Raw genomic sequence first — 20,193 nt, 5'->3', positions numbered from 1 at the left:
CGGGTGTTTCAAGATCGACCGGCCTGGTATCTCAAGATTTCTGCGTACTGGTTCGCAACAAGCTTCAAGTGGTTTCTTGCACTGCTGTTGATTCCAACCAAAGTCCAGCAGATTGTTCCAGAAGGAGAAAAGAATGGCGCCTGGGGAATGATCTTGGCGATTGGGGCCATCGAAGCGACTTTTGGACCTGCGTTAATGGGCTGGATCAGCGACCGAACATCGACGCGTTGGGGCAAACGACGTCCCTGGATGGTCCTCGGTAGCATCCTCACCGTACTGGCGTGCTTGATCTTGAGTACAGCAGGAAGTTTTGGAGTCTTGATCTTGGGTTACCTTTTGCTCCAAATTTCGGACGACGTAGCCACCGGGCCTTACAGCGCTCTGATCCCCGAATTCGTGCCGCAAGAACACCGCGGTCGCGCCAGCGGAATGATGGCGATGCTCAGCTTTGTTGCACAAATCTTCGCGGCGATTATCCTCGTGGGAAGCTCGATTCTGCACATAAACCATGGTGCGATTTTCGGCTTATTGGCGGGAGTCAATTTGCTTGCGATGATCATCGTGGTAACTACGGTCAAGGAGCCGTCGTTTCCTGAAGTCGACAAATCTTCTTTGGACGTGAAGAGCCTACTAAAGCCGTGGAAGTTGCCAAACTTCCGATGGGTTTGGTTCACCCGATTCTTGAACGCATTCGGGTTCTACATGCTCACTTCATTTGGGCAATATTATTTAAAGGATCGGGTTCAAATCTTTCCGCCGTTGCCGTCCAAAATCACCGATCCGATGCTGGCGGCGGTGCTCCTGATTGTAGTTCTTAGCATCACTGGCATTGTGGGTGCGCAGGTAGGTGGCAAGCTCGCCGACACGAAAGGTCGAAAGGCCGTCATTCAAACCGCGGGTTGGATCATGTTCTTCACTATCTTAGCGATCGCATGGGTGCCGATATATCCCGTAATGCTCGGCCTCGCGTTTCTCTTTGGGTTTGGCTACGGTGCGTTCACCAGCGCGGATTGGGCTTTGGCTGCCGACGTGGTGCCCAGCGCTGATGAACTCGCCAAGGATATGGGCATTTGGCAATCGAGCGTCGCGATGCCGCAGATTCTGAACGGAATGCTCGGGCAAGGCATTGATAAATTAAATAGCCAAGGCCCAGGCCTTGGCTATCACGTGGCGTTCACCATCGCCGCGTTTGCATTCTTGATCGGATCGATCCTAGTGAAAAAAGTGGTCTTACCGACTCCGTCGCCGCAAGCGGACAAGTCCAGCTAATCCGATTCCCATGGCAAGCAGTGCACCAGGTTCTGGCACCACGCTGAGCGTCAGGGCATAGTTACCGGCTTGAGTAGACGTTCCGGCGAAAAGTGGATCGTCGTAACCCGAGATGCCGATGTAGTAATCGCCAGTGACAGGGACGAGGTACTGAATCGTCGATCCATTGCCGGTGCCGGCGTCATCGTTCGACATCAACGGCGAACCGATGCCATCAAACAATGTCATCTGAGTATCGGGCACGGTGAACTGTGCGTTGCCAAGCGGAGTCGTGATCGCGGTGAGCGTCTCGCCTTGATACAACTTGATCTTAACAAAGTCTGCATCGCCAGGTGTTAGGTTCAAAAGACCGACCTCTGCAAACGATCCCACTGGACGTGCAATCGTCTGCGCGGTCCAAAGGTTATTGTTGACCTCTATGTCAAAGAAGGTTGCCTGAGCTCCACCGGCGATTCCCAGCGCCGCCATTCCTACAACTAAACATCTCATACAGTTGAATTTCATAACCATTCGTACGGCCCGGGCCATACAAGATGATAATCGGCATTTTCACTTGGACTCACTAGTAAACCTAACAGGATTTATTAGAATTCGAGCGATTCTAAACCATGTAAAATAGTCGCTGTGAAGCTTTTTGTTGATACCGGAGATGTTGAAGAAGTACGCCGTGCCGCCGATTGGGGCATCTTGGACGGGGTGACCACGAACCCTACCTTGATCGCTAAGTCTGGAAAAGGCTTCAAAGAAACCGTACTGAAGATCTGTGAACTCGTGCCTGGTGGCTCGATCAGTGCCGAGGTCGTCGCGACCGACTACGACACGATGCTGAAAGAAGCGCTTGAGATTTCGAGCTGGCACGAACAGATCGTGGTCAAAGTCCCGCTGATCGAACCTGGGATCAAACTCGTCAAGACTCTTTCGGATAAGGGAATTCGAACCAACGTGACCTTGGTCTTTAGTGTGGGCCAAGCTCTCCTTGCTGCCAAAGCCGGCGCGACATACATCAGCAACTTCGTCGGCAGGGTTGACGATCTGGGGTCAGACGGCATGGTCGCGGTGGAAGACACGGTGGCGATGATCGACACTTACGGCTTCGACAGCGAAGTGCTGGTAGCCAGTATCCGGCATCCACTTCACGTCACTCAGGCTATCAATGCGGGCGCCCATGTGTCCACGATGCCATTCAAGATCATGGAAATGATGTTCAAGCATCAACTCACCGATGTGGGGCTGGACCGATTCTTGGCGGATTGGAACAAGGCTGGCTTGTCGATTTCGTAATTAGGTCCTTTTTACTCAGAAGCCCTCGGACGAATAGTCGTTCGAGGGCTTCTTTTTTGCTCAAATTCCACAATACATCGCTTAGACTAGATTCGGTAAAACCAGAATATGCGATTGCAAGATCAGGTTGTCAAGCTAACTCAGCGAGCGGTGGAAGACGTGATTCGCGCGGTGGAAGCGATTCCAGAAGATAAACGCGACTGGTCTCCTGCGCCGCACACAAGGTCGGCAATGAGCCAACTGAAGGAGCTCTCGCAAAGTCCAGCGCTACTAACCCGCGTGATCGGCGGAGATATTCCTGAACGATTCCGTGATCATGCCGAGGAAAATCGCGCATCCGGCGCACAAAGCGAGGACTTTGCCGGCCTGGCAGCCACGCTTCGGTCGGAGACTGCAAAGATCTGTTCGCTCGTATCTTCGGTCGAGGATGAAGATCTAGAGCGCGAAATCACATTGCCGTTTGGCGGTGGGATGATCATCACTTTGGCGGACGCAATTGGCCTTCATCATTGGAACTTGACGTATCACCTGGGGCAGATCAATTACATCCAGACCATTCTGGGTGATATGGAAATGCACTGATAGAAATACCAGTGCGGCGAATTCTGCGAATCCTGACAAAAATCGGTGTCCAGAACGAGTTCAACTTTGCCACAATGAACTTGGACGGACGACCGATTTGCCTTGTGATTCGAAGACTTTTTTCGAAAAAAACCCTTAGAGGCGTTGACAACAGATAGGTCGACTGGTATCATTCCTCTTTGCCAGTCGGGACGCGGTTCGGATTGGCGAAAAAGCGAAAGCACTTTGAAAGTTGCATATTGTTGTGTGGAACGCGCATCTAAACTAAATTGAGGTGCTACTCAATTGAAGCTATGAAGGGTGTGTGGTGAATGCCTAGGGACGAATTGCCGAAGAAGGACGCGTAAGCAGCGAAATGCTACGGGGAGATGCACAGAATTGATGATCCGTAGATATCCGAATGGGGAAACCCGGCGGGGGTAATGCCTCGTCACCCGGTCTTGAATACATAGGGGCCGAGGAGGGAACCTGGTGAACTGAAACATCTAAGTAACCAGTGGAAGAGAAATCGAAGAGACTCCGTAAGTAGCGGCGAGCGAAAGCGGAATAGCCCAAACCAGTGAGTTTACTCACTGGGGTAGTGGGGCATCCACTAAGTCTCCCAAACGGAGAGACGCTTGAATCTGATTTTTGGATTCAGGATCTTTGCGTTTGAGAGGCTTAGAAAAGAATTGAAGAGAGTTAGAGAAACAGGATTGGAAAGTCCGGCCGTAGAGGGTGATAGCCCCGTACTCCAAAAACTCAAATCGAATTCAGGGTGTACCCAAGTAACGCGGAGCACGAGGAATTCCGCGTGAATCTGCCCGGACCACCGGGTAAGGCTAAGTACGATTCGTCACCGATAGTGCATCCAGTACCGTGAGGGAAAGGTGAAAAGAACCCCGGGAGGGGAGTGAAATAGAACCTGAAACCGCAACATCCGCAAACAGTCGAAGCACAATGGCGTAAGTCAAGTGCGACGGCGTGCCTTTTGCAGAATGAGCCTGCGAGTTACTGTTAGTGGCAAGGTTAAGTGTTTTAGACACGGAGCCGGAGGGAAACCGAGTTCGAATAGAGCGTCAAGTCACTAGTAGTAGACCCGAAACTGCGTGATCTAGCCATGGCCAGGTTGAAGTGTTGGTAACACAACATGGAGGACCGAACTCATTGATGTTGAAAAATCTCGGGATGAGCTGTGGTTAGTCCGGTGAAATGCCAATCGAACGCAGAGATAGCTGGTTCTCCCCGAAATGCATTGAGGTGCAGCGTTATGTGTTTCTTACTGGGGGTAGAGCACTGAATGGGCTAGGGGGCTTACCCGCTTACCGAACCCAACCAAACTCCGAATACCAGTAAGTGAAGCATAGCAGTGAGACTACGAGGGATAAGCTCCGTGGTCAAAAGGGAAAAAGCCCAGATCGTCAGCTAAGGCCCCTAATCCTAGACTAAGTGTGAAACGATGTGAGATCGCGTAAACAGCCAGGAGGTTGGCTTGGAAGCAGCCATCCTTTAAAAAGTGCGTAACAGCTTACTGGCCGAATGTGATCTTGCGCGGAAAATGTAAGGGGGCTCAAGTCTAGAGCCGAAGCTACGGACCCAGTTTACTGGGTGGTAGGGGAGCGTCGGCTGCGCAGTGAAGCTACAGCGTAAGCAGTGGTGGAGTGCAGTCGAGTGAGAATGCAGGCATGAGTAGCGCTAATACAAGTGAGAATCTTGTACGCCGAAAACCTAAGGTTTCTCCGGCTATGTTCGTCAGACGGAGGTTAGGCGGACCTAAGGCGAGGCCAGAAGGCGTAGCCGATGGACAGCAGGTTGAAATTCCTGCCCTGGTACCAGTGCGATGGATGACGTTTCTCAAAGCCCAACTAGGTTATTGGATTCTGAGTGGATCTCTTCGGAGTGAAGCGTATTGGGTAGAGAGGGGCCGAGAAAAACTCCTAAGCTTCAGCTGGTATCAACCGTACTGCAAACCGACACAGGTAGGTGAGTCGAGGAGACTAAGGCGTTCGGAAGAACTCTCGTTAAGGAACTAGGCAAAACGACCCCGTAACTTCGGAAGAAGGGGTGCCTCGAAAGAGGCCGCAGCGAAGCAGCCCAGGCGACTGTTTACCAAAAACACAGGTCTCTGCAAACCCGAAAGGGGAAGTATAGGGGCTGACGCCTGCCCAATGCTCGTAGATTAACGGGAGATGTTAGGGGCAACCCGAAGCATCGAACCGAAGTCCGAGTGAATGGCGGCCGTAACTCTAACGGTCCTAAGGTAGCGAAATTCCTTGTCGGCTAAATACCGACCCGCATGAAAGGCGTAACGACTTGGGCACTGTCTCAACGAGAAATCCGGTGAAATTGTAGCACCCGTGAAGATGCGGGTTACCAGCAGTAGGACGGAAAGACCCCGTGGAGCTTTACTACACCTTCAGATTGTGAATTGGATGTAGATGTAGAGCGTAGGTGGGATGCTTCGGCGCCAATGGAACACCACCCTTCTTCATCTGATTTACTAACCTGCACCGTTATCCGGTGTGGAGACAGTCTGTGGCGGGTAGTTTGACTGGGGCGGTCGCCTCCCAAAATGTAACGGAGGCGTACAAAGTTGCACTCAGCCTGGTCGGAAATCAGGCGTCGAGCGTATAGGTATATAGTGCAATTGACTGTGAGACCAACAAGTCGAGCAGGTGCGAAAGCAGGTCTAAGTGACCCTCTGATTGTGCGTGGGCACGTCAGGGTTCAACGGATAAAAGCTACCCCGGGGATAACAGGCTGATCTTGCCCGAGCGTCCATAGCGACGGCATGGTTTGGCACCTCGATGTCGGCTCGTCTCATCCTGGGGCTGTACCAGGTCCCAAGGGTTCCGGAGTTCACGGATTAAAGAGGCACGCGAGCTGGGTTCAGAACGGCGTGAGCCAGTTCGGTCCCTATCCACTGCTGGCGTAGGAAATTTGAAGGGAGACGTTCTTAGTACGAGAGGACCGGAATGTACTGACCTCTGGTGTACCAATTGTCCTGCCAAGGGCATACGTTGGGTAGCCACGTCGGGAAGCGATAAGCGCTGAAAGCATCTAAGCGCCAAGCGCACCCTAAGATTAGATTTCCCACTTCGAGGTAAGGTCCCATGAAGACTACATGGTGATAGGTCGCATGTGTAAGCACAGTAATGTGTTGTGCTGAGCGATACTAATTGACCGAGGGCTTCATATAAGCACCCAATTTCGTTCTGATGCGCTTCTACACAACAGTATGTAACTTTGAAAGTGTTCGCGCTTTCCACAATTTGTATTCGCGTGATCATGGCATTGAGGAAACACCCGTTCCCATCCCGAACACGGCAGTTAAGCTCAATAGCGGCGGAAGTACTTGGAGGGCAGCCTCCCGGCAGATATGCACGTTGCGCGGATACATTAAATTTTGAAAAGCCCTCTACGGAGGGCTTTTTTATTTATCCGCACTCATTCTCTAGGTCTGCAGAATCATATTTGGCATATCGCCCGTACCTTTGTATAAGCGAACCGTGTGGGAGAGCCATGCAAACGGATCAACAACTTAACGATCTTTACGAACGACAGATCAGATTTACCTCGCATTACACTGATTTTGAAAACCTGATCGAGGAACAGGATAACTACGAAAAGTCGCTAGACAAATTCCGGCATCTTCGAATGCTCGAAGTCTGTAAAGTGATTCACAATCACGATAAGAACTCTTCATGGGTCACGGTTGGTGATGGAAGGTTTGCAACCGACGCTCGCACTCTGATCCGGTTCGGGGCAAGGGCCATCGCCACTGATTTAGATGATACTGGCCTGCTCATTGCGCATCAGGCTGGGTTCATTGAGCATGTTTCTAAGGAGAATGCAGAACACCTCTCGTACGAGAGCGACCAGTTCGATTACGCGCTCTGTAAGGAAGCGTACCACCATTTTCCAAGGCCACAGGTAGCCGTACACGAACTCCTGCGTGTGGCCAAAAAGGCAGTCGTATTCATCGAGCCCAATGATCGGCAGATTCCAAATCGCCCATTGGATGGTGTCCTCTTTGGTCTCGGAAGATTCGTAGCGAAAATGATGCGCCGTACGAGCGGAATTCATAACTACGAGGCTGCCGGGAATTATGTCTACACGATGTCCGCTGCAGAAATCGAGAAGATTGCCTGCGGAATCGCCCTTCCAGAATGTTGGATTGGATATATGGATGATGAGTACAAGTTCGAATACGGCGGTATTCCGTACGATCCGAATTCGAAGGTCACAAAGGATCTGATGCGCAAGATCGCTCTGAAGACTCTGATGTCCAAAATGGGGCTGAAGCCGTGGGGAATGATTCGGAGCGTTCTAGCCAAAGAGCCGCTCCCAGCAGACATAGCCGCAGAGTTAACAAAGCTCGGATTTAGGAAGTTTGTGCCGCCACCAAACCCGTATGTCTGACCCAGTTTCAGCGGTAAAATAGCGTCATGCCACGCAAGTTGGTACCACAGCCGCAACTCATTTTCGAAAAGTCGACTCCTGGCCGCGTTGGTGCCAATTTTCCTAAACCGACGACTCCAGAGGTGGATATCGAGCAGGTGCTCGGTGAATTGCGAACCGAACTGAATCTTCCAGAAGTCGGCGAACTCGACATGATTCGTCACTTCACAAACCTGAGTCAGATCAACTACGGCATCGAAACAGGCTTCTATCCATTGGGTTCGTGCACCATGAAGTACAACCCAAAGATCAACGAGCGAACGGCATCTAGTCCAGGATTCACTCACATCCATCCGCTGCAACCAGAATCGACTGTTCCAGGCGCGCTCGAAGTCCTTGCTCAAGTTCAAGAGATTCTAATTGAGCTCACTGGGTTTGATGAAATCACCTTGCAACCTCTTGCTGGAGCCCACGGTGAGCTAACCTGCCTAATGCTGATCAAGGCTTACCACGAGTCGCGCGGGGAAGGCGAAACCAGAAAAGTAGTGCTCGTTCCAGACTCTGCGCATGGTACAAACCCAGCCAGCGCTTCAGCTTGTGGCTATTCAGTCAAGTCAGTTCCGACAACTGCCGATGGTTTGACGGATATTGAGGCCCTCAAGGCAGTCCTCAGCACTGAGGTCGCGGCGTTCATGGTCACCAATCCTTCGACTCTTGGGCTATTCGAAACCAATATTGCCGAAGTCTGTGAACTGGTTCACTCCGTCGGCGCGCAAGTCTTCTGCGATGGTGCGAACATGAACGCGATGGTCGGCACGACCCGGCCAGGCGATCACGGCTTCGACTGTATGCACTTGAACCTGCACAAAACTTTCAGCACTCCGCATGGCGGTGGTGGGCCAGGATGCGGCGCGATTGGGCTGCAGAACCACTTAGAGCCGTTCCTTCCGAAGCCTGTCGTGCGCCGGAATTCGAGTGGCAAGGTCGAACTGCTGCGCGATCGACCGCAATCCATCGGCAGGGTCAGCGCGTTCTTCGGACAGTTCCTGATGGAAGTCCGGGCGCTCACCTACCTGCTGGCGTATGGCAAGGAAAATCTAAACCGGATCAGCCGATTCGCAGTATTGAACGCCAACTATGTTCAGGCGCGATTACGAAATGTTTTGCCACCCGCGCACGATCGCTATTGCATGCACGAGTGCATTCTCACTGCATCCCGATACAAAGCAAATGGCGTCCGAGCGCTGGATATCAGCAAGCGGTTGATCGACTACGGAATCCATCCGCCGACGAATTACTTCCCGCTGATCGTGCCAGAGGCGATCATGATCGAGCCAACAGAAACTGAGAGCAAGCAAACCCTTGATCATTTCTGCGACACCATGATCCAAATCTGCCATGAAGCTGAGACCGACGCCGAGCTACTGAAAAATGCGCCAAGCTCGCAGATCGTTGGACGGTTGGACGAAGCACAAGCGGTCAAGGTTCTCGATGTCCGCTGGCGCCCTGCAGAAAAGAAATCGCTTCAGCCCGTTGGTTGATTCAACAAAATGCCCTCCTCAGAGAATAGAGGAGGGCATTTCTGTTTATGTACCGAAATGTTAGTTGCCGAAATTGGCAACGACGATATCAAAGTCTCCGGCGCCGATTTCTCCGTCGAAATCTTGGTCGGCATGAGATTGCCAGCCAGTTTCTGTCGGAGTTGTACCGAAAGCGGCAACAACGGTGTCGAAGTCGTTCGAGCCCACTTCGCCGTCACGATCCACGTCACCAAGCTTGGTCGTAAATCGAACAACGCTTTCTCGCGCAGTCGAAGTGACGTTATCGACATATTTGATCCTGGCGTAGACACTGTTTGTGCCGTCAATAGTGATCGAAGGGCCGATGGTTGACGAGCCTTCAATTGAGGTCAAAGTGGCATCAGCAATAAAGTCGCCATTGGTGTCGATCTGATCGCCCGATTTGGCGATGAGACGCGATGCATCCAAATGATCAATGCTTCCGATGAAAAGCGCCGAAGTGGAAACTGCGTTCCAAAGGTGGCAGATGATTCCAGCATTGTTGATGTCCAGACCGCGATCGCTGTTTGTCAAAGTCACACCGTCCAGAACCTGCAGTGTGCGCAACTTGATTCCGCTGTCCGTATAGATCACACGGCTGCTGAGGTTGGTGCCTGTGAACGTTGCCCATCGTCCAGAATCGTTGATACTTGGGAATCTCCATGGGCCGGCGCCGGAGGTGAATAGCTCGCCGCCACCAAGTGCGGTTGCTTCATTGATCGCCGTGGTCTGGTTGATCACCAAGTTATCATTGACTGTTTCGGCGCCACCGTCCTTAAGAACCGTAATGTAGTTGTTGCCGTTGTCCGAAATTCCAAACTCAAATCCAATTCCGATCGAGTTCAGCGAGATGCCAAGTACCGTGTCAAACGACTTGAAAATGGAGGTCACGGTCCCACTAGGCGATTGCTTCATCAAAATTCTGCCTACGGTTGAACCGGTCGCCGTGTTTGCGTATCCTCCGACCCAGTATGCGGTGCCATTCGCACTCATCTGCGGGCGGCTATTGAAGGAACTGAAAATTGTGGGTTGGTCAGGGATTGGGTCAGTCTTCTTGAGAATGGAACCGAGGTTGCCGACCACAGCATCGTTACCATCCACGGACGGGCTGTAGATGAACTTTCCAGAATCGCTCACGCCCATCGTGGACTCTGCACCGGACAGAACACCAAATGTTGAGCTTGAGTTCTTCCAAATGATCGAGTTGTCAAAGAAAATGAAGTTGTCAGAAGGGCTGAGGTTACCGGTGAAACCAACCTTGCTATTCGCACCGCAGAACGCCGAATTCAAAGAGGCAACGGTAGATGTTCCTGAACCTGGGCAGGTCTGTCCGACGGTAGCATAGACGACCACATTTTGTGCGGCGAAGGAATGCGCTGCCGCCACAACCAGTGAAGTTACAATAATGGACTTTTGATTCATGGTTTTACTCTCGCTTACCATGTTATCACAGCCCGTTCGAAAGTGAGTCAAAATTCAAGGTGAGGACGACTTGACTAGCATTTTTGAGGGCAAATTGAACGGGCTGACGAACATGGCTCGCGACGCCATGCTTCTTCACCATGCTGACCACGGTCGATCCACTGTGCGGGTCTATCAGTGGGATCGGCCTTGGGTCACACTCGGCCGATTTCAAAATGCTACAACTGCCTTGGTGGAATCATGTCAAGTCCCTTGGGCGAAGCGAATCACGGGAGGGAAGGCGGTACTCCACGGTCACGATGTCACGGTCGGGATGGCGATTCCTCTTTCGGAGATTCCGGGTGCGAATCCTCGAGCGGTCAAACTGGTTTATCGCGCCATCACCGCACCTATGATCGAAGCGATGAATCTCTGCGGGCTACCTGCGGTTTTGGGCGAAGAACACCAGTCAAGGTCCGTATCGAAGAGCACAGACTGCTTCTCAGTGATCTCTGGCAATGACATCGTGCACGCCCAGCTTGGAATCAAGATCTGCGGATGTGCGCTGAGGTTGACGGATCGTGCAGTGCTGCTACAAGCGAGCATCCCGATCGCACTTCCAACTGTCGATGTGCGATCGGTTTATGCCCAACCTGCGCCTGTCTATGTCAGCGAACTCGATCCCATCAGATTAGCGGATGCACTGCAAGAAACCTTCGACCGGTTAACGATCAAGGGTTCTTGAGCAGATGGCGGTACTTCTCTCGGAACTTGAGTACCTTAGGTTCAACCACAGCGTTGCAATAGCCAAGATTGAACTTCGCCTTTTCAGCATCGCTCGCTGCCTCATATCGGGCGTAGTAGTCCTGATGGTAAGCCTCAGCAACAGTGTAGTTTTTGAGCGGCTCAATCGTCGTCACGATCGGGTTCTTCCAGATTTTTGACTTGGAGATTTCTGCCTTGATCTTCTCAGACACAGCTTTCTCTTCCGGCGTGGAATAGAAAATCACAGAACGATACTGAGTACCTGTATCGGCTCCTTGTCGGTTCAAGGTTGTCGGATCGTGGACCGTGAAGAAGATCCTTAGCAAATCTTCGCGCGTGATCACTTTGGGATCAAAACTCACCTTGATTGTTTCGGCGTGCCCGGTCGTGCCAGTGCAGACATCCTCGTAGGTAACTCCCTTTGATGTTCCGCCGGCATATCCGCTTTCGACATCGTAAACGCCCTTGAGTTCCTCGAACATCGTCTCTACGCACCAGAAGCATCCCGCGCCAAAGACAAGCGTGCAGGCTGTGGACGGCACTTTGTTCTTGCTTGGAGGCGCGGCAGGTGGTTTGCCAGCGTTTACTGGAGAGCATGCCAACAGCGTGAATCCCAGGGCCAAACTTAACGGCACAATCGATTTGAGCTTGATCATTGTGTATCCTCTTCTACGGTGTCTCATGCAACAGTCGTCGCCAGAAGATAGTTTCCTAAAAATCTCTGAGCGCAGTCACTTGGCCGGAGCAGCGCTCTCCTTGATCATAGGATCATCGGTGCTGATGTTCCTGATTCAAGAGATGCCAAGTTTTGAGTCTAACTATCTCAATTCGGATAAGAACATCCTTGGACTTGCCTTGATGAAGTCGGTACTGATTTGCGTCACCGCGACTCAATTCTTTCATTCAGCATTGCTCCTTTGGACAAGAAAGTTGATTCTATCGCGGAAGAACTTTAATCGGGTAACGACACTCACAGCAGTGAATGTCTTGGCAGGCCCGCACGGACTCTTGATCTTTCTGCACTGGATAATCAAGGGATGCAATGCGCAAACAAAGGCGAAATTCAGCTAGGGAATCACTGGAGACTCTAGAAGTGTGATCGTACGAGCCTCCGCATCAATCCGCGCCCGGCAACCTATCGGCAAGGTGAGTTTCTTGCTGATGTGCCCCACCGATGCGCCAGAAAATGCAGGTACTCCAAACAACTTGCACCGCTCTGCGAGCATTGCGATCATCTCGTCATCCGTTCGAGCGGGTTCACCTTCTTTTTGGTTCGGCAGCTTGAGCGATCCAATAACGAATCCCTTTAGTTTGCTGAACGCGCCAGACGACCAGATCTGAGTCAGCATTCGGTCGAGCCGGTAAACGTCTTCGTCCAAATCTTCGATAAACAGAATCGAGTCTTCGGCGGGAGGGAAGTAGGGTGTCCCGACCATGCTCGCGATGAGGGAGAGATTTCCGCCGATCAATCGCCCGGTCGAAGTTCCTGGCACGAAGGTTTGCGCCCTGGGAAACGGCACCGCATCCGAAGTCGGCATCAGCCACTCGCCATCAAACCCAGTCGCGACTTTCATAAAGTTCTCTATATCAAAATCGGTCCAAGAGGACGTTCCAACCGGGCCATGAAATGTCACTAATCCAGTCTTGCGAAATAATCCATTCAGCAGGGCCGTGAGATCACTGTATCCGCAAACGAATTTAGGGTTTCGCTTGACCAAATCGTAATTGAGAAGGTGCAACATCCTGGTCACGCCATAGCCACCTCGAACAGCGATCATCCCGTCCACTTCAGGATCGGCAAACATGGCATTCACGTCGTCGGCTCGTTCTTGATCGGTCCCTGCAAGGTAGCCCTTCTGCCGCATTACGTTTGACCCAACCTTGACTCGAAATCCCAGTGATTCGATTTTGGAGACCGCTTTCTGCAGTTCATCCTCGGATTCAATGTTGCCCGCAGGAGCAAACAGCCCGATCAAATCGCCTTTCTTAAGTGCCTTTGGCTTCATGGTTCTTATTCGGGCGGCGGCGGCTGATCCTACCAATCCAAGCGCAGAAAGCCCAGCGGCTCCCGCCAAAATCTGCCGCCGAGATGGTCCTTCCATCACCAAGTTTTAGCACAAAAAGGCCGGTACGCCTTGCTGTGTGGACATACCGGCCATTGGGTTCGACTCGTTAGAATTTACTTGTCGAGCACGCCGACTTTCATTCGCTCACGAATCGAAGCTTGTGCTGCCGCCAATTTGGCGATTGGCACTCGGAATGGCGAGCAGGATACGTAATCGAGCCCGATCTGGTGACAGAAGATCACCGAATCTGGATCGCCGCCGTGCTCTCCGCAGATACCGCACTTGAGACCATCTCGCTTAGCTCGGCCTTCTTCGACCGCCATCTTCATGAGACGACCCACGCCGGTCTGATCAATTGATTCAAACACGTTGAACGGCAGAACCTTTTGCTCGACGTAGCGCTGCAAGAACTTGCCCTCAGCATCGTCTCGGCTATAACCGAAAGTCATCTGCGTGAGGTCGTTGGTACCGAAGCTAAAGAACTGAGCGTACTCTGCGATTTCTCCGGCAGTCAAAGCTGCGCGTGGAATCTCGATCATGGTGCCAAAGGTGTACGGAATGTCAGTTCCGGCCTCGGCAACCACGTCCGCAGCCACGCTCTCAAGTTGGCGCTGAACCACTCGAAGCTCGTTGACGTGTCCAACCAGCGGAATCATGATCTCTGGATAGACCTTCACGCCACGCTTCGTCAGCTTGGCGGCGGCCTGCAAGATCGCCCGAGTTTGCATCGCGACGATTCCAGGGAAGATGATCGAGAGTCGAACACCGCGCAATCCCATCATTGGGTTGAACTCGCGCATGGATTCGACGGCCTTTAGCATCGTCTCCTTCTCCGCAAGAACAGATTTGAGCGATTCTCCGCCGGTCATATTGACCGCGATTTGGAGCTCAGTCACTTCCTTTAGGAGTTCGTCGAACGATGGCAAGAACTCGTGCAAAGGAGGATCGATCAACCGGATGGTGACTGGCTTGCCGTCCATTGCTTCGAAGATGCCTTCGAAGTCCGTTTGCTGGACTACGAGCAGCTTTTGCAAAGCGGCTTCTCGCTGGACTTCGCTCTTGCTGAGAATCATGTCCCGGACGATCGGCAGTCGATCAGCCTCAAAGAACATGTGCTCCGTTCGGCAGAGGCCGATGCCTTCCGCACCGAATTCGATGGCTTGCCGGGCATCGCGAGGATTGTCGGCATTGGTTCGCACCTTGAGTCGGCGGAATTCGTCGCACCAGCTCATGAGCTCGCCAAAGAATCCGCTGACTTCTGCCGCGATCAATGGCAGCTCTTGAGGGAACACTTCGCCGGTCGAACCGTTGATCGAAATGATGTCGCCTTCCTTGAACTCTTGGTGATCGACCGAGAGAATGCGGTCCTTGACATTCACATGGAGCGCTTCGCAACCAGCGACGCAAGGAATTCCGAATCCTCGAGCGACAACAGCAGCGTGCGAAGTTTTACCGCCGCGGGCGGTGAGAATGCCTTGTGCAGCCAGCATGCCGTGCACGTCGTCCGGGTTCGTCTCTTCACGAACGAGGAGAACCTTTTCACCCTTCTGGGCCATGACTTCGGCGGTGTCAGCGTCGAAAACGATCTTTCCGACAGCTGCGCCTGGTGAGGCAGCTAGACCCTTGGCGATCGGGCGAATGCCTCGGTCGCTCACATAAACATCGTCGATGCGCGGGTGCAAAAGCTGGTCAAGGTGTGACCCAGTGATTCGGTTGACGGCTTCTTCCTTCGTGATCAGCCCTTCGTGGACCATGTCCACCGCGATCTTCACGCCAGCAGGACCAGTTCGCTTTCCACTTCGGCATTGCAACATGAACAAACGACCCTTTTCAATCGTGAATTCAAGGTCCTGCATGTCCTTGTAGTGCGCTTCGAGCTTGTTGGTGATCGAGACAAACTCATCGTAAAGTGGCTTGTTCTGCTTCTCGAGCTCGCTGATCGGTACCGGAGTTCGAATACCGGCCACCACGTCTTCGCCCTGGGCGTTCATCAAATACTCGCCGTAGAGCAAGTGTTCGCCCGTTGAAGGGTCGCGGCTAAAGGCTACGCCGGTGCCGCAATCGTCGCCGAGGTTGCCAAACACCATGGACTGGATGTTGACCGCGGTTCCGATTTCGTCAGGAATCTTCTCGGTTCGGCGATAAACGATCGCTCGGTCGTTGTTCCAAGATCGGAATACGGCCTCGATCGCGAGTTCCAGCTGCTTCCAAGGATCGGAAGGGAAGCCTTCGCCAGTCTTCTGCAAGACCAGAGCGAGAAACTCTGCGCAAACTTCTTTCAGCGCGCTTGCCGGAACTTCGGTATCGAGCTTAACGCCGAGAGCCTTCTTCTTAGCGTCAAAGATCTCTTCGAAGAAGTGCTTGTCGACATCGAGAACGACGTCGCTGAACATCATGATAAATCGGCGATTGGCGTCGTAAGCAAATCGTTCGTCACCAGAGATGGCGATGATGCCCTTGAGAGTATCGGAGTTCAATCCAAGGTTCAAAATTGTGTCCATCATGCCTGGCATACTGAACTTAGCGCCAGAGCGAACGGACATCAAAAGCGGATTGACAGGATCGCCGAACTTCTTACCCAGGTCCTTTTCGACTTCGGCAACGGCGGCTTTGACTTCGGCCATCAGCTCGGCGGGGAGCTTTTTGCCGTTGGCATAGTATTCAGAACAGACTTCAGTAGTGACAGTGAATCCGGGAGGGACGGGAAGACCAATATTGGTCATTTCGGCAAGATTCGCGCCCTTGCCACCCATTAGGTCACGCATCGAAGCGTTGCCCTCACGGAAAAGATAAACACGTTTTGTACTCATACGAGTGGGTTACTTCTCCAAATTGGTGTGTTCGATTTTCTGGTCCCGTGCGATAGGGCGGCATCGGCGGCGCGATAAGGTGCGGAGCCCAGAAACTGGCACAAACTGCACCAGGAACTAGGTTCTATTTTACCTTGCAAACAGGTGGGGCTGGCAAAAATTGGGTTCGGGTACACTGGATGTTCCTGCGTTGCCCGATCGTCTAAGGGCAGGACGCCTGGTTCTGGCCCAGGTAATGGTGGTTCGAATCCATCTCGGGCAGCCAATTCTTTGCAATTTCCACGCAAAATCGACAGTATTGCTCCAAAAGTTGTTAATATTTGAGCAAGAGTCCGTCTATCAATTCCCGAAATCCTCGCCGTAATTCAAGGTAGGTCAGAGTGGAACAGAACATTATTAGTCTGGAGGTCGCGATCAACGTGTTTACCGAAGGTTTTTGCTTCGCTAAAAGCCGCACGTATCCGTTCGCCGCGTTCGCAGAACCTAATATGATCGTCATGCGCGATGATCCCGTGCGAAGGACCGTCCGTAAGACTGAGATCGTGGCGTGGGGAATCTCCCCCGAAGAAGCGATTGAACGAGTCCGAGCTTCTCACCCCGCCTTCCACTTCCTCTCTTATGTCCATTCCAACGATGAGGATTTTGAGGACATACGTCGAAGATTCAAACAATCGGGGTACCGCGCGATGCTCCACGAACTGTTTTTCGTTCATGACCTAGAGTCGATTCCACCGCTGCGCTATTCTTCCGAGGTCGAAAGGCTGACCGGCGACCAAGTGGAATGGGAAGGACCGCAGTTTCCAAAGCATTTGGAACCCAGGCCGCCCATCGGAACCCGATATCGAATTTGGCACCATTTCCGGGAGGTCGCCTCCGTGATGAAGGTTCCTGTTGGGCCAGATCATTGGGTTTCGGACCTCTACGTGGTCGGCGAAGAACGGCGCAAGGGTTACGCCACCGATCTCATGTGCCAATTGCTCTTTGACGCGCAAGAAGCGGGAGAACGCTCCAGCATCTTGTTGGCAAACACCACCGGCGCCAAGCTGTATCCACGGCTCGGTTACCAGAAAATCGGCACGCTTCAGTTGTTCTGCCCGCTAGAACGCTAACCCCCGCTCTGGCTCGCACGTAATTTCTCATTTGGCGAGAATCGGCACGATTCTTGTTGTGTTTCTGAGAGAATCGTTTTATACTGAGATCAGAGGCAATGTAATGAATTCGTTCAAGTCACTCTCACTTTTGGCATCAGCCATGTTCTTCAGTTCGTTGGCGTCTGTTTCGTATGGGCAAGGTAATCCTCCGGGCGACCCACCGGGTGAAACTGAGTTGAATGAGCTAAGTTGCACTGATCCCATTCCCAAGTATTTACGCTATGGCGTAAATCTTGACGGCGTGTATCAGGCAGATTGGGCATACATGCTGGGGCGACCATGCTACGACGAGCGCCGACTAGATGACTTACTCATAGAGGCAGACTTTGTCAAGCTTCGTCTTGCTGGTTTTGAGCATGTTCGGATTCCGATTTCACCAGTGGCTTTCGGAGTCCATGACCAAACGGGCAAAGTCGAGCCAAGTTTCATATTTAAGAGAGAGGCTTCCAATCCATCCTTTAGCCCCGGTAATTGGCCAGTTGGATATCATATCAATGCCCAAGAGAATTTCGAGGCTCTTGCCGCCGACATCATTGCGGCACAAGCCCAAGGACTAGATGTCATTTTGGATTGCCATCCTTGGCTAGTGTCTCAAGCGCACTACGATTATGAGTGGAAAGGCGGTGCTGGAACCACGAAGCCACCATCGGGGACTTTCTTAGAAAATTTTTGCACCGATGGCCCCTTGCCAATTCCGATCACTCAAAATCATCCGCTACCGAAGTTTTGGTCCTCATTCTTGGCGGAACTTAGAATTCATCTAGACGTTCTTGAAAATCCGCTCTGCGGAGGAAATGTGTTTCAGGGCATTCACTTTGAAGCCTTGAATGAACCGATGGTGAATTTTTGGGGGCAAATCAGTGAAAATCAATATGGCCCCCGATATTCGGAAGGAGCAACTAATTCGCCTCCTAGTCTTGCGATTCACAAGCAGTGGATGTTTGATCAGTTGGCCAATTGGAAAGCTATACAAGCTCAGGCAATAAAGGCCATATACACCGAAGTTGACCCGGAAGGTAGCCGTATTATTGTGTCGACTCTTACGAATCTTGTTGATAGCTTTGGTCTGACTGAAAAGTTTCCGAATGTACAGGGAACGCCGACGTACCAATTTACACCATACAGCCCCAGTGAAATGACGGCGATTGGGTGTCCAGAAAGTTACAGCCGAAGACTGATTTATGCCTATCATCCGTATTTGCCATTCAAATACACGCACAAAGAACCGATAGCCGGAATCGCCCCAGAGTATTTAAAAAAGCGGGATTACGGTGACAATTTTGTTGCGCCCCATACTTCATTCTTCTACCGGGACAATATCCTGGAAAGCGAGAACTCCAGCACGAGGACGAAGGCGATGCCTTATATGTTTGATTGGGTCGGTGCATACGATAACCCAGCAATTATCGCCACGGAATTCGGGGTCATCAAGCGGGACGGAGACCCGTACGCAGAACCGGACCCTGTACCCACAAATCCTACTACGCTGGACGTCGACGACTGGCAACGATACAAATGGCACTATGACTTGCGTACTCTAATGGAGGCTCACAACTCTGCATGGACAGTCTTTGGATATACCAGTACATGGGGCGTGACTGGCAGGTTTGTATATCTTGAGCGGTTTAATCTCAACGAAAACCCAATATATCACCGTAGCCTAACCCGAAATGGCGGCGGAGTAATTCATCCGATGATGATTCAAGCTCTCTTTAGTGACACCAGACCAAGTGATGGTAATGATGATTAAACGAATATTGCCCATTGGGATTGTTCTTGCATCAAGTTGCTCATATGCATTGACTTGGTCAATGCGTGAGGTGACTCTGCCAGGGCAAACGAACATCACTGTGACCGGTATAAACAACGCGGGGCAAATGGCTGTTCACAGTAGTAATCTCAACTATACGGTCAATAGTGTTCACCGTGTAAACGTGAACGGCCAGGTTGAATCTGCAACAGCTAATAGTATTGGCTACCGATATGCCAGGGTCGGCGGCATCAGCGAAGCGGGTGAGGTCGTAATTAACGGTTCACCGCTGGATACAGTGAATGGCACTCCCATTGGATACTGGACACCAGGAGTTGGTGCAACTAGCTTAGTCTCGACTGAACCAGCTTGGTATCAATTGGACACATTCAACATGAACAGTTCGCATGTCGCCGTGGGTTGGGCACAATATGGAGGGCCGGATAGTTCAGTTCCCTCCGGTATGGCGATGGCGTTCTCTCCTACCAGCGGCGGTACGCTAAACCCAGGCTATTGGGACGGCGATAATATCGCCAGAGACATTGATGATTCTGGCAACATCGTAGGTTGTGTAAACCTAAATCCGATTATGTGGAGGCCGGATGGAAGCTATGTTTCACTGGCACAGCCGAACACGTATGGCTCTGCCAGCAGCATCAATTCCAGCGGGCTCATCAGTGGGACATTGAATGATTCTGCTGGCAAACACCTCGCCATTTGGAACACGTCGGGACAACTCCTTCACAAAATCTTCATAGGGGATCGACCGACCATTCCGCATGTCCTTTCCGAGAAGAGCTTCATCAATGATAATGGTGATGTCGTGGTTTCCGTAACGAGAAATGGAGTTGTACGCCAATACTTCTGGTCACAGTCAACCGGTCTGCTAGATATCACATCTTCGATCACTAATACAGGTGGTGGAATTCTCACAATGATGGGAATCAACAATCGAAGAGAAATCATCGCATACGGAATCTACGGCAATAATCTCAAATCGAACCTGCTCCTTACTCCAGTGCCGGAGCCATCTGAACTGATCGTTCTCGGAGTTGGGTTGGTGGGCATCGCACTACGGCGACGAAAGAAGCTATCAGAAAATCGGCGAGCATAGGGGCCGATTAGAAACCTTGCCCATCGCGAATATGGCATTCGCACTAGCGGAGAACCAAGAAAAAA

At 51.8% G+C, this 20,193-nt stretch carries 15 protein-coding genes, 1 tRNA gene and 2 rRNA genes; 13 read left to right on the top strand and 5 right to left on the bottom strand.

Features of this window, described 5'->3' with window-relative positions:
• Window positions 1–3: 3 nt before the first annotated feature.
• Window positions 4–1,269: an MFS transporter gene (locus J0L72_09520; GenBank protein MBN8691007.1), complete on the top strand. Its 1,266-nt coding sequence runs from the start codon at window positions 4–6 to the stop codon at window positions 1,267–1,269.
• Here the strand turns inward: J0L72_09520 and J0L72_09515 are convergent.
• On the bottom strand, window positions 1,231–1,758 hold the full coding sequence (locus J0L72_09515) for a PEP-CTERM sorting domain-containing protein (protein MBN8691006.1): 528 nt from the start codon (window positions 1,756–1,758) through the stop codon (window positions 1,231–1,233). The genes J0L72_09520 and J0L72_09515 overlap by 39 nt on opposite strands.
• Before the next feature lie 135 nt (window positions 1,759–1,893).
• Here J0L72_09515 and fsa point away from each other — a divergent pair, with 135 nt between their 5' ends.
• From fsa to gcvPB, 6 genes are all read left to right on the top strand, one after another.
• Entirely contained in the window at window positions 1,894–2,550 is a 657-nt protein-coding gene (gene fsa / locus J0L72_09510; protein MBN8691005.1) for a fructose-6-phosphate aldolase, read from the top strand.
• Window positions 2,551–2,658: 108 nt separating this feature from the next.
• Complete coding sequence (locus tag J0L72_09505) at window positions 2,659–3,132, top strand: DinB family protein (GenBank protein ID MBN8691004.1); 474 nt, start codon at window positions 2,659–2,661, stop codon at window positions 3,130–3,132.
• Between the two features lie 284 nt (window positions 3,133–3,416).
• Window positions 3,417–6,310 (top strand): 23S ribosomal RNA (locus J0L72_09500).
• Between the two features lie 79 nt (window positions 6,311–6,389).
• A 5S ribosomal RNA gene (gene rrf / locus J0L72_09495) occupies window positions 6,390–6,506 on the top strand.
• Window positions 6,507–6,633: 127 nt separating this feature from the next.
• Window positions 6,634–7,533, top strand: a complete 900-nt coding sequence (locus J0L72_09490) for a class I SAM-dependent methyltransferase (protein ID MBN8691003.1) — start codon at window positions 6,634–6,636, stop codon at window positions 7,531–7,533.
• Window positions 7,534–7,571: 38 nt separating this feature from the next.
• Entirely contained in the window at window positions 7,572–9,053 is a 1,482-nt protein-coding gene (gene gcvPB, locus J0L72_09485) for an aminomethyl-transferring glycine dehydrogenase subunit GcvPB (protein MBN8691002.1), read from the top strand.
• A gap of 60 nt (window positions 9,054–9,113) precedes the next feature.
• Here the strand turns inward: gcvPB and J0L72_09480 are convergent, their stop codons facing one another.
• Window positions 9,114–10,493, bottom strand: a complete 1,380-nt coding sequence (locus J0L72_09480; GenBank protein MBN8691001.1) for a hypothetical protein — start codon at window positions 10,491–10,493, stop codon at window positions 9,114–9,116.
• Window positions 10,494–10,563: 70 nt separating this feature from the next.
• Here J0L72_09480 and J0L72_09475 point away from each other — a divergent pair, with 70 nt between their 5' ends.
• Window positions 10,564–11,217, top strand: coding sequence for a hypothetical protein (locus J0L72_09475; protein ID MBN8691000.1), 654 nt, complete (start codon window positions 10,564–10,566; stop codon window positions 11,215–11,217).
• On the opposite strand, the gene msrA is transcribed toward J0L72_09475, so the two are convergent.
• Window positions 11,204–11,893 carry a peptide-methionine (S)-S-oxide reductase MsrA gene (msrA, locus tag J0L72_09470; GenBank protein MBN8690999.1) on the bottom strand — a complete coding sequence of 230 codons (690 nt, stop codon included), beginning with the start codon at window positions 11,891–11,893 and terminating at the stop codon, window positions 11,204–11,206. The genes J0L72_09475 and msrA overlap by 14 nt on opposite strands.
• A 25-nt stretch (window positions 11,894–11,918) precedes the next feature.
• Here msrA and J0L72_09465 point away from each other — a divergent pair, with 25 nt between their 5' ends.
• A complete protein-coding gene (locus J0L72_09465) occupies window positions 11,919–12,308 on the top strand; it encodes a hypothetical protein (GenBank protein ID MBN8690998.1) in 390 nt (129 codons plus the stop codon).
• Here J0L72_09465 and J0L72_09460 read toward each other — a convergent pair.
• Together J0L72_09460 and J0L72_09455 are read right to left on the bottom strand one after the other, a co-directional pair.
• Entirely contained in the window at window positions 12,305–13,339 is a 1,035-nt protein-coding gene (locus J0L72_09460) for an LD-carboxypeptidase (GenBank protein ID MBN8690997.1), read from the bottom strand. The two genes, J0L72_09465 and J0L72_09460, sit on opposite strands and share 4 nt — an antisense overlap.
• Before the next feature lie 77 nt (window positions 13,340–13,416).
• Complete coding sequence (locus J0L72_09455) at window positions 13,417–16,113, bottom strand: pyruvate, phosphate dikinase (GenBank protein MBN8690996.1); 2,697 nt, start codon at window positions 16,111–16,113, stop codon at window positions 13,417–13,419.
• Window positions 16,114–16,304: 191 nt separating this feature from the next.
• Here J0L72_09455 and J0L72_09450 point away from each other — a divergent pair.
• The 4 genes from J0L72_09450 to J0L72_09435 all read left to right on the top strand — a co-directional run bounded on the left by J0L72_09450 (window position 16,305) and on the right by J0L72_09435 (window position 20,128).
• Window positions 16,305–16,378 (top strand) — tRNA-Gln (locus tag J0L72_09450).
• Between the two features lie 115 nt (window positions 16,379–16,493).
• Complete coding sequence (locus J0L72_09445) at window positions 16,494–17,222, top strand: GNAT family N-acetyltransferase (protein ID MBN8690995.1); 729 nt, start codon at window positions 16,494–16,496, stop codon at window positions 17,220–17,222.
• Window positions 17,223–17,253: 31 nt separating this feature from the next.
• Complete coding sequence (locus tag J0L72_09440; GenBank protein MBN8690994.1) at window positions 17,254–19,014, top strand: cellulase family glycosylhydrolase; 1,761 nt, start codon at window positions 17,254–17,256, stop codon at window positions 19,012–19,014.
• 61 nt (window positions 19,015–19,075) lie between these two features.
• Window positions 19,076–20,128, top strand: coding sequence for a PEP-CTERM sorting domain-containing protein (locus tag J0L72_09435; GenBank protein ID MBN8690993.1), 1,053 nt, complete (start codon window positions 19,076–19,078; stop codon window positions 20,126–20,128).
• The last annotated feature ends 65 nt before the right edge of the window (window positions 20,129–20,193 follow it).

The sequence above is a fragment of the Armatimonadota bacterium genome (assembly GCA_017303935.1).
GTDB lineage: Bacteria > Armatimonadota > Fimbriimonadia > Fimbriimonadales > Fimbriimonadaceae > JAFLBD01.
Note: the sequence above shows the minus strand (reverse complement) of the source record. Positions and strands in the feature narration are given on the sequence as shown.

What these genes read in the sequence shown, in the direction of transcription:
- J0L72_09515 (MBN8691006.1), bottom strand. Translation starts at nt 1,758, where the DNA reads ATGAGATGTTTAGTTGTAGGAATGGCGGCGCTGGGAATCGCCGGTGGA.
- J0L72_09505 (MBN8691004.1), top strand. Translation starts at nt 2,659, where the DNA reads ATGCGATTGCAAGATCAGGTTGTCAAGCTAACTCAGCGAGCGGTGGAA.
- J0L72_09490 (MBN8691003.1), top strand. Translation starts at nt 6,634, where the DNA reads ATGCAAACGGATCAACAACTTAACGATCTTTACGAACGACAGATCAGA.
- J0L72_09480 (MBN8691001.1), bottom strand. Translation starts at nt 10,493, where the DNA reads ATGAATCAAAAGTCCATTATTGTAACTTCACTGGTTGTGGCGGCAGCG.
- msrA (MBN8690999.1), bottom strand. Translation starts at nt 11,893, where the DNA reads ATGATCAAGCTCAAATCGATTGTGCCGTTAAGTTTGGCCCTGGGATTC.
- J0L72_09465 (MBN8690998.1), top strand. Translation starts at nt 11,919, where the DNA reads ATGCAACAGTCGTCGCCAGAAGATAGTTTCCTAAAAATCTCTGAGCGC.
- J0L72_09460 (MBN8690997.1), bottom strand. Translation starts at nt 13,339, where the DNA reads ATGGAAGGACCATCTCGGCGGCAGATTTTGGCGGGAGCCGCTGGGCTT.
- J0L72_09455 (MBN8690996.1), bottom strand. Translation starts at nt 16,113, where the DNA reads ATGAGTACAAAACGTGTTTATCTTTTCCGTGAGGGCAACGCTTCGATG.
- J0L72_09435 (MBN8690993.1), top strand. Translation starts at nt 19,076, where the DNA reads ATGCGTGAGGTGACTCTGCCAGGGCAAACGAACATCACTGTGACCGGT.